This window comes from Nonomuraea sp. NPDC003201 (assembly GCF_053590415.1).
The window spans coordinates 1-14,247 of the sequence record NZ_JBSFTC010000132.1; the positions used below are offsets into that span (position 1 = coordinate 1).

Sequence of the window (14,247 nt, forward strand, 5' to 3'; positions counted from 1 at the left end):
GCACCAGCGCGTGGCGGTTGTTATTCCAACCCCCCGACGGGGTGCCCATTTCCGCATTAAAACCTGTCTTTATTTACGGCGGAGCCGGGGCGGCCCCCCCCCCCGCCCGTGGCCGGTGACCTCCAGGAAGACGCCCGCTGACCCGCACGCGGCCGGCCGCCGCAACGGCGCAACGTGGGCCTCTTCGGGGGTTCACCAGCGTTGACCCTGCGCGGTCGGCAAGATCACCCAACGAAGAACCCCAACGCTTCCCACCCCCCCCCGGCACTGATTGCGCCGCCCACCCGCCGCACGACATTGCGCCGCCCCCGTCGCCCATCTTCGCGCCGCACGCATTGCGCCGGGCTCCGCCGACCTCCCTTCCCGCCGCACCGGCGCCGGAGGGGCCATACGGACCTGGGCCGAATGCCGGGTGGGAGGCGCGCCGTGGTGCCGGTCCACCCGGGTTGTCGCCCGCCGTGCCGGGAGTACCGGGTCGTCGCCCGCAGCGTCGGGGCCATCGGTCGGCGGTTGCCTCGAGGTCCGTTGGGGTGGTGAGTGTGGTGGGAGGGAAAAGGGGCCCGTCACCCGCCCGCAGGGGGACCGGGCGGGTGACGGGCAGGGGGTTATAGACGGTTAGTAAAGGAGTGACTACCTTGCGTAATGGATGGTGCCCCAAGTAATCAGCAGACAAACCCAATGGTCACGGGTTCGTCCGGGAGGTGATCCTCACGTCAAGGGCAGGGGGCGGCCCATGATGGCGTAGTCCTCGTAGCCGCCCGGGAAGATGAACCTCGAGAGCAGGTCCGTGAAGCCCATGCTGGCGTAGAGGTGGCGGGCGGCCGTGGGCTGGTCGTGGGTGGACAGGACAGCCGAGCGCTCGGGGCGGCCCGCGCAGAGGGTGCGGATCATGGCGCGGCCGATGCCCTTGCTCTGGAAGTCGGGGTGGACGTGGATCTCGGCCAGCTCCAGCGCGTAGCCGAGCCAGGCGTCGGCGGCCTCCTGGCCGATCCGGTCCGTCAGGGCGCGGAAGACCACGTCGTGCCACCACTGCCCGGGGGTACCGCGGAAGCCGTAGGCGAAGCCGACGGTGAGGGGGGTGGAAAGGGACGGATCGCGCAATTCTGCGAAATAACACTGAAAATGGGGATAAGTCGCGTGATTTCGCATGATGGTTTTGCGGCCGTTGATCTGGTCCGCGGGCGGGTTCATGGCAGCCGCGTAGACGTCGATCACCGTGTCCAGCCGCTCGACGAACTCGGCCGGCCCCGCCCCGCGAAACTCGATCACCCGTCGCACACTACTCGACGTCCACCGCCGTACCGCCGGTGATCCGCACGAGCTCGTCAAACGTCGTCGGGAACACGGTCAGCGGATGCCCCCCGGCCGCCCACACCACCTCGTGCTTGCTCAGCCAGTTGTCCACCAGGGTCCGCACGGGCGCCGGATGCCCGACCGGGGCCACGCCGCCGATGGGCTGTCCGGTCGCCGCCCTCACGAACTCCGGCGTCGCCCGGCGTACCTTCCCGACCCCCGCGGTGCGGGCGATCAGCTCCACGTCCACGCGGTGCGCCCCGCTGGTCAGCACGAGCAGCGGCGCGCCGTCCGCGTCGAAGATCAGGCTGTTGGCGATGGCCCCGACCTCGCACCCGACCTGGGCCGCGGCGGTCGCCGCCGTGGGCGCCTTCTCGGGCAGGACGATGACCTCACCGTCCGCCCCCAGTTCGCGCAGGGCGGATTGAACGACGACCGCGTTGGACGGCAACTTCTCAGACATGGACACACTCTAAACAGGTTGACCGCTTCATTACCGATTCATGATGAGTGGTATAAGGTCAACTGATCGTTTGCTCATGGTATGCGAGGTGGTACTGGTGGGGGCTCGACGGCTGCCCGGAGTGGCTGCTCTCCTGACGGCAGGCGCCGTCGCACTCTCGGGCTGCGGCGCGCATGGATTGCATCGTTCGACGGCGTCCATGAGGACGGCGTCCCCGACCACCACACATACCTCCGCGGGAGCCCGATCCGGTCCCGCCGCCATCACCCCCGCCATCACCCCCGCCATCACCCCCGCCACGGTCGCCGCGCCAGGCAAGACGCTCAGGCTCGGCGCCAAGGGCAAGTCCGTCCAGTGGCTGCAGAGGCGCCTGGCCCAGCTCGGCTACCGCCCAGGCAGGGCCGACGGCCGGTACGGGGGCGCGACGCTGGCGGCCGTATGGGCGTTCCAGAAGGTGAACGGCATCAAGCCGACCAGCACCGTCGCCAGGCGCACGTGGGACGCCCTGGAGAGCCCCAGGTCGCCGCAGGTCCTGGTCAAGAACGGCAAGCCGACCCGCGCCGAGGTCAACCTCACCAAGCAGATCATGGTCCTGTACGTGGACGGCGAGGTGAAGCTGATCACCCACGTGTCCTCCGGCAGCGGCGTCCCCTACTGCGAGACCGCCGCGTGGCAGGGCAAGCAGCAGCGGTTCTGCGGCTCGGCCACCACGCCGACGGGCGACTACGCGACGACGTGGCGCGCTCGCGGCTGGCACAAGTCGTACCTGGGGCAGCTCTACAACCCGATCTTCTTCAACGGCGGCATCGCCTTCCACGGCGCGCTGTCGGTGCCGCTGTATCCGGCTTCGCACGGGTGTGTGCGCATGCCGATGAACGTGGCCGAGGTCCTGCCCGGGATGCTGGGCAAGGGCGTGCCGGTGCACGTCCGGGGCAGGTTCAAGCGGCTCTGAGACGCGCGTTCTGAGCACGCCCGCCGCGCCGCCGGCGGCATAACGCCCGCATAACCAGAAGCGGTGACGGGCCCGTTATGCCGCTTTTGCTGGACTCCCTCCTGACTTTCTTGGGGGGAGAGCATGACGACTGCGTTCATGACGCCGGCGCCCGTTCACACGACGGCGCGGCATACGGGACGGGCCCGCCTGTGGTGGCTGCTGGCGGCCGGGTGGGTCGCCCACGTGGCGTTACGGCTGTGGCTGTACCGGTATCACACCGGACCGGTGGCGAACCCGGACGAGACCGGATACCTCCTCGCCGCCCGCTGGCTGGCCGGCGGACCGGGCGCCGACCTCACCGGCTCCACCTTCTACCAGGGCGGCTATCCGCTGCTGCTGGTCCCGGTCTTCTGGCTGACCTCCGACCCCGTCCTGGCCTACCGGCTGGTGGCCGGGGTGGGGTCGATGGCGGCGGCGAGCGCGTACCCGCTGGCGTACCTGCTGCTGCGGCGACTGGGCCTGGGCGGGCGGGCGGCGCTGATCACGGCGTTCGTCGCGGCGCTGTCGCCGGCGCTGGTGGTGTTCTCCGGGCTGGCGCTGACCGACGCGATCCTGCCCGTGCTCGTCCTGGCCTGGCTGCTCGCGCTGCACGACCTGGTCGCGTACGGGTCGGCGCGGGCCGGGGCGGTGGCGGGCGCGCTGTCGGCGTTCGCGATGGCGGCCCATCTGCGGGGGACCGTGGTCCTGGCGGTGTGCGTGCTGGTCGTCGTGGTGGTGTGGGTCCGCAAAAGGGCGGTGCTGCCGGGCCGCGGCAGGGCGGTGGGTCCGGCGGTCGCGGCGCTGGTGGGCGCGGCCGTGGTCGCGGTGGCGGGCAAGGCGCTCAACGGGGCGCTGGGCGCCGCGCTCTATCCGGGCGGGCCCCGCGACCTGTCGGGGCTGCTGGTGTCCAGGCTCACGACCCTCGAAGGCCAGGCGTGGGCGCTGTCGGGGGCGGCCGGTCAGCTCTGGTACCTCGTCGCCGGCACCTGGGGGCTCGCGGGCGTCGGCATGGCGGGCGCGGCGGCCACACTGGTACGGCGGTCCGCGCCGTACGCGCACCGCGTTCTTGCGGGCACGTTGCTGCTGACGACCCTGGGCATCGCGTACGCCTCCTCGGCCGCCCTCCCGGACGAGCACCGCGTCGGCAACTACGTCTACGGGCGCTACCTGGCCTGCGTCGCCGTGGCCTGGACGCTCGCCGGCCTGATCGTCCTCATCAAGGGTGGGCGCCTGGCCGCGGTGCGGCACGCGCTGGCCGCCGCCGGGCTGATGGCGGTGACCGGCGGGGTGGCCGCCTGGTACGCGGGGGACCGGCTGGAGCGGTACGCGTTCATCGCGTTCGACTTCCCCGAAGTGATCTTTCTCACGGGTGAGAACGACGCGCTGAACCTGGTCGAGGCCTCCGTGCCCGCCCTGATCCTGCTGGCCTGCCTGACCGGGGCGGCCTTCCTGACCGCGCGCCGGGCCAGGCTGCTGCTGGTGGTGGGCGTGCTGGCGCTGATCGACATCGCGTTCACGGCCGGGCAGGCGCCCGCCCGCCCGTCGGGCGGCGTGGACTGGCTGCCCGCGCCGCCGCCCGGCCGCGTGGCGGTGGACCGGCGGGTGCGGTGGAACATCTGGGTGCCGCTGTCGTATCGGGTGTCGTGGACCCGGATCGAGTTCTACAACGGCCGGCCCCCGGCGGGCGCGTGCACGGCCGTGGTCCCGTACGGGACGGCTCCGCCGCCGGGCTGGGCCGCCACCGGACGCGGCGGCGCCCAGATGGGCTGGACGACCTGGTCGAACGACGGCTGCCGCTGAGCCCTCAGGCCCGGGCGCCCGTGGCCCGCCTGACCTCGGGTCCGGACGCCTGCGGTCCGCCTGCCCTCAGGTCCGGGCGCTCGCGGCCCGCCTGCCCTGCGCGGCCGCCATCGCCACCCCCGCGGCCTGGGCCAGCCCGGCCGCCACCAGGACGAGTACGGTGGCCGACTGCCACCCGGGAAGGCCGCCGGCGAAGTCAGGGGTGTCGTAGAGTCCCGCCAGCGCCCTGGCGGGGTTGACCAGCGCGACGAGGATCGCGAGGGCGTACGGGACGATCAGGACGCCCGACAGCACGAGCAGGGGCGTGCGGCCCCGGCCGCCCCGCCGCAGGAGCACGCCGATGACGGCGTACACCACTCCCAGGACCCCCACGACCACGGCGGTGGCCAGGACCAGCCGCCAGGAGTCCCTGCCCAGCCCTGTCATCCCGTCGGCGAGGAGTCGGCCGCCCGCCCACTCCGGGCCCGCGATCTGCGCCTTGACGGCCGCCTCGATGGCCACGAGGTTGACCCCCGCGTACGCCGCCGCCAGGACCGGCCCCAGCGCCGGCAGGACGAGATCGATCAGCCACCGCTTGCCCGCCATCCGGCCCCCCTCCGCTCCGGACAGCTTCTCAGAAAGCGGGCATCCGGAGCTATCCGAGGGAGCGCAGGCCGGCGAGCGTGATCTCGGCCGCCCGGCGCGCCGTGCTCGACATCTGCTCCGCGGACAGTTCGTGGCCGAGGTCGGCGACGATCGCCAGCTTCACCGCCCCGAACATCGCGCCCACCGCGGCGGCCGCCTCCACCGGGTCCAGCTCGGGGTAGGACTCCCGCAGCGCCCGTGCCAGCGTGGTCTGGCTCTCGAGCAGCATCACCAGCGCCCGCGCCCGCAGCGTGGGCTCCTTGAGCACGAGCCGGATCCGCAGCTCCGCGTCCTCGAACGTGAGCTCCTCGTACGTGGTCAGCCAGGTCAGGCTCTCCTCCACGATCCGCAGGAGGAGGTCGCCCGGCGTCTCGCCGGGAGCCCTGTCGGCCAGCGTCGCGGTGGCCAGCTCCATCTTGCGGGCGGAGTCGTAGAAGACCACGTCCTCCTTGCTCGCGAAGTAGCTGAAGAACGTGCGCGTCGACACGTCGGCCTCCGCGGCGATCTCGGCCAGCGTGGTCTCGTCGAAGCCCTTCTCGTCGAACAACCGGAGCGCGGCCTCGACCAGTGCCCGGCGCGTGCGCTGCTTCTTGCGCTCCCGCAGTCCCACGCCGCCGTTATCTACCATGACGGAACTATACTGCATGCGTATATGATTTTCATGCATTGAAATTTTGCAATGAATGAGGTTTTCTGGAGGTGAAGCTCGGAAAGGAGCCGAAACATGTCCGACGTGACGTTTCCCACCGACCGGCAGCGCCCGTTCGATCCGCCCGACGAAGCCACTGAGCTGCGAGAACGGGCGAACATGCACCGTATGACCTTCGCCGACGGCCACCGGGGCTGGCTGGTGACCGGCTACTCCGCCGCCCGCGCGGTGCTCGCGCACCCGCGCTTCAGCAACCGCACGGAGCTCGCGCACCCGCCGATCGAGGGCACTCTGCTCCGGATGAGGATGCAGAAGGACGCGAAGACGCCGCCCGGGTTCTTCCTGCGCATGGACGAGCCCGAGCACGCGCGTTTCCGCAGGCTGCTGACCGGCCAGTTCACCGTGCGCAGGATGAAGATGCTCGAACCCAGGGTCGAGGAGATCGCCAACGCCTGCCTCGACGACATGGCCGCCGCCGGCGGGCCCGTGGACCTCGTCGAGAAGTTCGCGCTGCCGATCCCGTCGCTGGTGATCTGCGAGCTGCTCGGGGTGCCGTACGAGGACCGCGGGCAGTTCCAGGAGGACACCAAGCTCCTGGTCAACCTGGAGTCCAAGGCCGAGGACGCGATGGCCGCGCTCGGCCGGATCACGGCGTTCATGTACGGGCTCGTCCAGCGCAAGCGCAAGGAGCCGGCCGACGACCTGATCAGCGGGCTCATCGAGGGCGGGGAGCTGAACGACGAGGAGCTCGCCGGGGTGTCCCTGCTGCTGCTGGTGGCCGGGCACGAGACGACCGCCAACATGCTGGGGCTCGGCACGTACGCCCTGCTCACGAACCCCGCGCAGCTCGCCGCCATGCGTGACGACCCGACAGTGGTGGAGAACGGGGTCGAGGAGCTGCTGCGCTACCTCACGATCATCCACCTCGGCCCGATGCGCACCGCGCTGGAGGACGTCGAGATCGAGGGCAACCTCATCAAGGCGGGCGAGTGCGTGGCGCTCCACCTGCCCACCGTCAACCGCGACTCGTCCCGCTTCCCCGACGGCGACCGGCTCGACGTCACCAGGCCCGCGGGCGGGCACCTGACCTTCGGCCACGGCATCCACCAGTGCCTGGGGCAGCAGCTCGCCCGCATCGAGATGCGCATCGGGTACCCTGCGCTGCTGCGCCGCTTCCCAGGTCTACGCTTGGCCGTAACACCCGAGGAGGTGCCGATGCGCTCGGACATGAGCATCTATGGAGTGCACCGCCTCCCAGTCACTTGGTAGGTCACCATGGAAATCAAGGCAGATACGACGGTGTGCATCGGGGCGGGCATGTGCGCGCTGACGGTGCCGGAAGTGTTCGACCAGAGCGAGGACGAGGGCACGGTGGTGCTCTTGCAGAAGGTGCCTCCCGCGGAGCTGGAGGACGGCGTCCGTCGCGCCGTGACCCTCTGCCCGTCGGGCGCCATCTCGGTCGTCTGACGACCGTCTTCTCGTCCTTCTGAACCACCCGGCCGTCGCCGCAAGCTCTCCGCGGCGACGGCTTTTTCGCGCCTTCGGGCTCATACTCGTCGAACCTGTGTTCGTGGAATCGGTTGACACCGAGCGTGATCGAAATTATGTTCGACGTAGTGACGGTGGGGCTCGCGGCTCAACGTCACCAGGACCTGGTCGCGGGCCGTTCGCTTCCCCAAGCGTTCCCCCGCGGCCAGGCTCCATGGGCGAAGGGCACGTCCTCGTCGTCGGCGGAGACGAGTGGGCGTGCCCTGGCCGGACGGGGAGTGGGGAAGCTCCACGTCCGGCCAGCCCGGTGGAAATGTCGGTGGGGTCTGCGATTGTTGGCACCACCGGCGGAGACGCCGGCGGCCGCCCACGACTCCAAGGAGGCGCGCAAGATGGCACCACGGCCTAGAGAAACGCCCGGGCCCCGGCTGTCGCCTGCGGTTCGGGCACACTTGACCGATTCTCGTTCCTGCCTGGCGGAGGCGACCGGCGCTCGCACTCCGGCATCCCGATACGTGGCCGCCCACCTGGCAGCCCTTCGGGCGGCGGCGGCGATCCTGGCCGCCCGTCCCCGTCCCATGGAAGGCCGCAGGCGCCGCCTGCGCAGCGCCTGGGAGCTGCTGCCCGAGGCTGAGCCGCGCCTGGCCGAGTGGGCCGCCTACTTCTCGGTGAGCGCCGCCAAGCGCGCCGCCGCCGAGGCGGGCATGGTCAGCCGGGTCAGCGCGGCCGACGCCGACGAGCTCCTGGCCGAGGCGGAGACGTTCGTCTCCACGGTGGAGGACCTGCTCGGCATGCCGGCCCAGCCCCAGCTGCCGGTCAACGTCCCGCTGGCAGGCTGACCCTCCGACGTCCCTTCACCGGGCCGATCCCACCTTCATGGTCCGGGTGGACGTTCCCGTCGCCGGGCTGGTCCCAGCCTGGATACGCCGGGCTGATCGCAGCCCTGGGTGCGCCGGGCTGACCGCGGCGTCCGGGTGCGCCGGGTTCCGAGGTCGCTGCACCGCGCTCGAACGCGGCTTTCGCGCGGCCGGGCGCCGACGATACTGCCCCGGTGGATGTCCCCTTGGTGGCCCACCGGCTCTTGCCGCGCCGTAACGCGGCCGACCGCCGACGAGCTTCCGGCCGAGCCGGAGACGCGCGTCTGCGCGGTATGCCCGCCCGACCCAGCCCCGGCGGGCGTCCCTTGATGGCCGGCCTCGGTTCGCCCCGCCCTGGCGGTCGTGCTGGAGCGGGGCTTCCGTGCGGCTGGGCGCCGATGTGGCGGCCCTTGGCCGGGACGTACGTCGGCGCGCACACCACCGATCCCGCTCGCTCGGTGGTGCTCCAACGTGGACCCCCACACGCCAGTAAGCGCTTTCCAGGACGGTCGCCCTGTGCGGGGGCGGAATACGTCCACGGTGGTGCGAAACCGGGCTCCATGCCGCTCGGAAAGCGCGGCGGGCCAGGGAAGGGCGCTTGATGCCGGGTGGCTCGCCGGCCGCGTGGCGGTGGCGAGCCCTCAGGCGCGCGAGGCGGCCTCAGAGCGGGGTGAGACGGCCTCGGAGGGAGGGGGCGACCTCAGGGGAGAGGGACAGCCTCAGAACGACTCGACGGCGCGGCGGGCCTCGGCGTCGAGAACGCCCCAGCTGATCAGCTCCTCGGTGAGCTCACTGGGCGACTTGTCGTAGATCACGGCAAGCGAGCGCAGGTCCTCCTGGCGGATCGACAGCACCTTGCCGTTGTAGTCACCGCGCTGGCTCTGGATGGTGGCGGCGTAGCGGGCGAGTGCCCCCGCCTTCTCCTTCGGCAGCGTGGCCAGGCGCTCCAGGTCGATCACAAGCTTGGGTGTCGGTCCGAGCGGGCTGGGCGCGGCTCCGCCCGGCAGCAGCTCGGATACGGGCACCCCGTAGAAGTCGGCAAGCTCGGCAAGCTTCTGTACGGTCACCGCACGGTCGCCACGCTCGTACGAGCCCACGACCACGGCTTTCCACCTGCCACGCGACTTTTCCTCGACTCCATGCAGGGACAGGCCCTGCTGGGTGCGTATGGCGCGGAGTCGTGCACCCAGCGACTTTGCGTACTCAGACGGCATTGTGTGGCCCCCGGTCTTGTATGTATCGCTCTCAGTAGATTGTGCTCCCTTGCGGCGTATGCCCTAGCCACCGGGGGGTCTGGTGCCAAGCCCGGCACCATCGGTAGCCATGGCCCCAGGTTTACCCCAGAACGCCGCGAGGTGTGGTTACGCACAGTGACGGTAAAGGGGCGGACGCCTGAGGTCAAGCTGATTGGAAAAAAGATGCCGAATCCGATCCGGTAGGGATCGCCGCAATCGCCCCTCATGTCCCAGTGGTAACGCTACTTCGTCAGAGTTTGACGAGAAATTTCCCCGCCCTAGGTCTGCCGCGTGAGAATCATGACAGGGCAGGTCGCAGCCCGTACGATCTTGATCGAGGTGTCTCCGAGGAAGACCCGCCTGAGTGGCCCTGTGGCGCTGGAAGCGCATATGATCATCTCGCCGGGGAGCCACGAGGTCGTGCCGAGTGCCTGCGCGACGTTGCGGCCCTCCAGCACCTCCACCTCCACGCGTGGCCGTCCGTGGGCCGCCGCCCGCAGGTTGGAGGCCGCCTCGTCGCGCAGGCGGACGAGCATCTCCTCCTCGATCCTGGCGCGCCTGCCGTTGCTGATCACCAGCGTGACCAGCCGCAGGGGCACGTCCAGCGACGCGGCCACCGCCGTCGCGTCCTTGACCGCCGCGTCGCAGCCGGGGCTGCGCCGGTAGGCGACGGTGAGGCGTTCGAAGGCGGCGGGGGGCTTGTCGCCGTAGCCGCGCGGGGCGAGCAGCACGGGAACGGAGGACGAGTGCAGGAGCTGGTCGGCGGTGCTGCCGACGGTGATGCGGCCCTTGCCGCCGCCGGAGGCCGAGCCGATCACCACGACGTCGGCGCCGCGCCTGCGCGCCAGCTCCACCAGCCCGCGCCCGCTGCCCTTGTGGGTGTGGACCACGTAGTCGGCGTCGTCGCCGGCCAGCTCGCGCGCCTGCCAGAGCGTCGCGTCGGCCTGCTCCATCAGGTAGGCGCGCCACGCGCTCTCCTCGGCCCTGGCCGGTCCGGGCGCGGACCACGCGGGCGGCTGCACGTAGGCCACCGTCAGACGCCCGTGGACCTGTTCCTTGACCAGCACGCCCAGTGCCAGCCCGTCCCTGCCCCTGGGCTCCGGGATGCAGCCGGCCAGCACGTTCTTGAGCTTCATTCAGCCCACCTCGGCGTTCAGCCGCGAATGGCCGTAGCCGTACAGGAAGTAGCAGATCAGCCCCACCAGCATCCACAGCCCGAACGCCACCCAGGTGACCCCGGCCAGGCCCGCCATCACGACGAGGCAGAAGACGGCGCCGAGCACCGGCGTGGCGGGGAACAGCGGCGTGCGGAAGGTGCGCGGCAGCTCGGGGCTGCGGTAGCGCAGGACGAGCACGCCGACGTTCACGATGGCGAAGGCGAACAGGGTGCCGATGCTGGTCGCCTCGGCGAGCTGGCCGAGCGGCACCAGGCCGGCCAGCACGGAGATGAACGCGGCGACGATGAGGGTGTTCGCGACGGGGACCTGGTGGCGCATGTCGACCCGCTGGAAGACGCGCGGGATCAGCCCGTCGCGGGACATGGCGAACAGGATGCGGGTCTGGCCGAAGATGACGGTGAGCACGACGCTGGCGATGGCGATGACCGCCCCGAACGAGACGATGAGGCCCGGCCAGGTGGCGCCGACGGCCAGGTCGGCGATGTAGGACAGGCTCGCCTCGGTGTGCTTGGCGTCGAACCGCGTCCACGGCATCGCGCCGATGGCGGCCATCGCGACGAGCACGTAGATGGCCGTCACGATGACCAGTGACAGGAGGATGGCCAGGGGCAGGTCGCGCTTGGGGTTCTTGGCCTCCTCGCCCGCGGTGGAGGCGGCGTCGAAGCCGATGTAGGAGAAGAACACCTGCGAGGCCGCCGCCGTGATGCCGGCCACCCCCAGGGGTGCGAAGGGCGCGAAGTTCTTGGCCTGGAAGGCGGTGAACGCCACCACGCAGAAGAAGAGCAGCACCACGACCTTGATCATTACGAAGATCGCGTTCGCAGTGGCGCTCTCCGAGGCGCCGTACAGCAGCAGCCACGTGGCGAGCAGGACGATGACGATCGCGGTGACGTTGATCACGCCGCCGTCCTGGCCGGGGGAGCGGGTGATCGCCGCGGGCAGCGTGAAGCCGAACAGGGAGCGCAGGAACGAGTTGAGGTATTCGCCCCAGCCCACGGCCACCGCCGCCACGGACACGGCGTACTCCAGCATGAGGCACCAGCCGCAGATCCACGCCACGAGCTCGCCCAGCGTCGCGTACGCGTAGGAATAGGACGAGCCGGACACCGGGATCGTCCCGGCCAGCTCGGCGTACGACAGGGCCGAGAACAGCGCCGTGATCGCCGCCAGCACGAACGACACGACCACCGCCGGCCCCGCCTTGGGCACCGCCTGCCCCAGGATGACGAAGATGCCGGTGCCGAGCGTGGCGCCCACGCTGAACAGCGTCAGCTGCCAGAGCGACATGGTGCGCCGCAGCTCGCCCCCCTCGCCGTGACCGGCCTCCGCGATGATGCGCTCCGTGGGCTTGGTGCGGAAGAGCCGTTGGGCCAGTGTCACGGGACACCCCCTACAGCGTGCTCGTCAGCGGCCACCTGCCGTTGGGTGTCACGATCGTTCCCGCTGTGCCGTCGAGTATGCGCTCGGCCTCGTCGAGTTTTCCGATCGCGGCCATGTCGCCGGTCGTCTCCACGAACCGGCACACCGCCTCCACCTTGGGCCCCATCGACCCCGCGGGGAACTCCAGGGCGCGCAGCTCGTGCGGCGTGGTGTGGGCGATCTCCGTCTGGTGCGGCGTGCCGAAGCCCCGCATGACGCGCGGCACGTCGGTGAGGATGAGGAACGCGTCGCACTCCAGGGCCTCGGCCAGCATCGAGGCGGTGAGGTCCTTGTCGATGACCGCCTCCACGCCGGTCAGCCGGCCGCGCTCGTCGCGGACGACCGGGATGCCGCCCCCGCCCGCGCACACCACGATGACGCCTTCGCGGATCATCTGGTGGATCAGCCGGGTCTCGACGATGCGGCGCGGGGTCGGCGACGGCACGACGCGCCGCCATCGGTCGCCGTCCCGCCGGACCGTCCAGCCGTACTCGGCGGCCAGCTTCTCGGCCTCCTCGCGCTCGTAGACCTGGCCGACGAACTTGGTCGGGTGCTCGAACGCGGGGTCGACGGCCGTCACCAGCGTCTGCGTGACCATGGCCAGGACCTGCCGGCCGGGCAGGGCGTTCTGCAGGGCCTGCTGCATCCAGTAGCCGATCATGCCCTGCGTCTGCGCGCCGAGCGTGTCGAACGGGTACGGCCTGGCCAGGTTGGGGTCCGCGGCGCTCTCCAGGGCCAGCAGGCCGACCTGCGGGCCGTTCCCGTGGGTGATGACCAGCTCGTGCCGGTCGGCGAGCCGGGCGAGCGTCTTGACGGCCGCGCGGACGTTGGCCCGCTGGACGTCCGCGTCCGGCGGCTGGCCGCGCCTGAGCACCGCGTTGCCGCCCAGAGCGACGATGACCCGCATCGGTCCCTCCTCAGACTCCGTCGCGTTCGAGCGGGCAGCTCATGCAGCGCGGGCCGCCGCGCCCCCGGCCGAGCTCGCTGCCCCTGATCGTGATGACCTCGATGCCGTTGTCACGCAGGTAGGCGTTCGTGGTGGTGTTGCGCTCGTAGGCGACGACCACGCCGGGCTCCAGCGCCAGCCCGTTGCAGCCGTCGTCCCACTGCTCCCGCTCGGCCGCGTGGAGGTCCTGCGTGGGCGTCAGGACCGTGATGGCGGGCAGGTCGATGGCGTGGGCGATGGCCCGGTGCATGTCCTGCGGCGGGTGGTCGGTGACCTTGAGCTCCTTGCGCGTCTCGCCGGGCTCGATGGTGTACGCGGGCAGCATCCCCAGACCCGCGTACTGGGTGAACACGCCCACGTCCAGCATCGTCATCACGGTGTCGAGGTGCATGAACGCCCGCGCCTTCGGCATGTCGAGCGCCACGATCGTCCGCGCGGAGCCGGCCGCGAACAGCCGCTGCGCCAGCATCTCCACCGCCTGCGGCTGGGTGCGCTCGCTCATGCCGATCAGCACCGCGCCCCTGCCGATGACCAGCACGTCGCCGCCCTCGATGGTCGCCGGCGCGACCGGCTGGCCCGGCATCCAGCAGTGGAAGCCGCCCTGCCCGGGCCGGTTGAAGCCGTCGGCGAACGTCGGGTGGTACATGTAGACGGCCTCCATGTTGACCGTCTCGCGCATGCGGGCCTTCTTCTTCATCGCGTTGATCGACACGCCGTCGTAGATCCAGCAGGACGTGTCGCGGGTGAAGAGGTGGTTGGGCAGCGGCGGCAGGATGAAGTCGTCGTCGCGCATGGTGTGGAAGGTCACGGAGCCGGGGCCGCAGCCCCTCTCGAGCAGCTCGCCCTTGGTGATGCCGCCGGTCAGGTAGACCTGCAGCGTCGCGGAGTCCATGCCGTCGAGGATGTTGCGGACGTCGTCGGTGGCGCCGGGGCCGAGCCAGCGCTCGTCGATGACGGCGTCGAGGATGTGCTTGCGCGCCTCGGGGATGTCGACGGTCTCCCTGAGCAGGTCGGCCAGCAGGTGGACCGTGATGCCGCGGCCGGTCAGCACCCGCTGGAACTCCTCGTGCTCCTCCATCGCGCGCTGGACCCACAGCACGTCGTCGAAGAGGAACGCGTCCTTGTTGGACGGGGTCAGCCGTCTGAGCGCCCGGTCCGGCCCGTGAACGAGCACCTGGCGCAGGCGTCCGACCTCGGAATCGACGTGAAAGGCCATCTTCGCAGCATCCCCTCCTGGCGGCTTCCCCGGGCAGTATCAGCGTCTCCCCGAGGAAGCCGGTACGCCATCCGTACCCCGATGAAGCTTCGTGACGCCACGGGAG

At 70.8% G+C, this 14,247-nt stretch carries 14 protein-coding genes; 5 read left to right on the forward strand and 9 right to left on the reverse strand.

Annotated features, from left to right (window positions below; translation table 11 throughout):
• Nucleotides 1-708: 708 nt before the first annotated feature.
• Together ACWDX9_RS34825 and ACWDX9_RS34830 are read right to left on the reverse strand one after the other, a co-directional pair.
• Nucleotides 709-1,269: a GNAT family N-acetyltransferase gene (locus ACWDX9_RS34825; RefSeq protein ID WP_449961534.1), complete on the reverse strand. Its 561-nt coding sequence runs from the start codon at nt 1,267-1,269 to the stop codon at nt 709-711.
• 10 nt (nt 1,270-1,279) lie between these two features.
• Nucleotides 1,280-1,756, reverse strand: a complete 477-nt coding sequence (locus tag ACWDX9_RS34830) for a YbaK/EbsC family protein (protein ID WP_350729065.1) — start codon at nt 1,754-1,756, stop codon at nt 1,280-1,282.
• 199 nt (nt 1,757-1,955) lie between these two features.
• Here ACWDX9_RS34830 and ACWDX9_RS34835 point away from each other — a divergent pair, with 199 nt between their 5' ends.
• Together ACWDX9_RS34835 and ACWDX9_RS34840 are read left to right on the forward strand one after the other, a co-directional pair.
• The gene (locus ACWDX9_RS34835) at nt 1,956-2,708 is read left to right on the forward strand and encodes a L,D-transpeptidase family protein (protein WP_449961537.1); all 753 of its coding nucleotides are present in this window, start codon (nt 1,956-1,958) and stop codon (nt 2,706-2,708) included.
• Between the two features lie 123 nt (nt 2,709-2,831).
• Nucleotides 2,832-4,529, forward strand: coding sequence for a hypothetical protein (locus ACWDX9_RS34840; RefSeq protein WP_449961540.1), 1,698 nt, complete (start codon nt 2,832-2,834; stop codon nt 4,527-4,529).
• 66 nt (nt 4,530-4,595) lie between these two features.
• Here ACWDX9_RS34840 and ACWDX9_RS34845 read toward each other — a convergent pair whose 3' ends face one another.
• Both ACWDX9_RS34845 and ACWDX9_RS34850 read right to left on the reverse strand, forming a co-directional pair.
• Nucleotides 4,596-5,114: a hypothetical protein gene (locus ACWDX9_RS34845; RefSeq protein ID WP_449961543.1), complete on the reverse strand. Its 519-nt coding sequence runs from the start codon at nt 5,112-5,114 to the stop codon at nt 4,596-4,598.
• A gap of 49 nt (nt 5,115-5,163) precedes the next feature.
• Nucleotides 5,164-5,781: a TetR/AcrR family transcriptional regulator gene (locus ACWDX9_RS34850; RefSeq protein WP_449961546.1), complete on the reverse strand. Its 618-nt coding sequence runs from the start codon at nt 5,779-5,781 to the stop codon at nt 5,164-5,166.
• Between the two features lie 96 nt (nt 5,782-5,877).
• On the opposite strand from ACWDX9_RS34850, the gene ACWDX9_RS34855 reads away from it, so the two are divergent.
• The 3 genes from ACWDX9_RS34855 to ACWDX9_RS34865 all read left to right on the forward strand — a co-directional run bounded on the left by ACWDX9_RS34855 (nt 5,878) and on the right by ACWDX9_RS34865 (nt 8,129).
• Nucleotides 5,878-7,071, forward strand: coding sequence for a cytochrome P450 (locus ACWDX9_RS34855; RefSeq protein ID WP_449961549.1), 1,194 nt, complete (start codon nt 5,878-5,880; stop codon nt 7,069-7,071).
• A gap of 6 nt (nt 7,072-7,077) precedes the next feature.
• On the forward strand, nt 7,078-7,269 hold the full coding sequence (locus ACWDX9_RS34860) for a ferredoxin (RefSeq protein ID WP_185072964.1): 192 nt from the start codon (nt 7,078-7,080) through the stop codon (nt 7,267-7,269).
• 473 nt (nt 7,270-7,742) lie between these two features.
• Complete coding sequence (locus tag ACWDX9_RS34865) at nt 7,743-8,129, forward strand: SAV_6107 family HEPN domain-containing protein (RefSeq protein WP_350729075.1); 387 nt, start codon at nt 7,743-7,745, stop codon at nt 8,127-8,129.
• A 737-nt stretch (nt 8,130-8,866) separates the two neighbouring features.
• Here ACWDX9_RS34865 and bldD read toward each other — a convergent pair.
• The 5 genes from bldD to ACWDX9_RS34890 all read right to left on the reverse strand — a co-directional run bounded on the left by bldD (nt 8,867) and on the right by ACWDX9_RS34890 (nt 14,141).
• Complete coding sequence (gene bldD, locus ACWDX9_RS34870) at nt 8,867-9,361, reverse strand: transcriptional regulator BldD (protein ID WP_026214021.1); 495 nt, start codon at nt 9,359-9,361, stop codon at nt 8,867-8,869.
• Between the two features lie 299 nt (nt 9,362-9,660).
• Nucleotides 9,661-10,518, reverse strand: a complete 858-nt coding sequence (locus ACWDX9_RS34875; protein ID WP_449961552.1) for a universal stress protein — start codon at nt 10,516-10,518, stop codon at nt 9,661-9,663.
• Nucleotides 10,519-11,940, reverse strand: a complete 1,422-nt coding sequence (locus ACWDX9_RS34880) for an amino acid permease (RefSeq protein ID WP_449961555.1) — start codon at nt 11,938-11,940, stop codon at nt 10,519-10,521.
• A gap of 10 nt (nt 11,941-11,950) precedes the next feature.
• Nucleotides 11,951-12,886: a carbamate kinase gene (arcC, locus tag ACWDX9_RS34885; RefSeq protein WP_449961558.1), complete on the reverse strand. Its 936-nt coding sequence runs from the start codon at nt 12,884-12,886 to the stop codon at nt 11,951-11,953.
• 10 nt (nt 12,887-12,896) lie between these two features.
• Nucleotides 12,897-14,141, reverse strand: coding sequence for an arginine deiminase (locus tag ACWDX9_RS34890; RefSeq protein WP_449961561.1), 1,245 nt, complete (start codon nt 14,139-14,141; stop codon nt 12,897-12,899).
• Between the last annotated feature and the right edge of the window lie 106 nt (nt 14,142-14,247).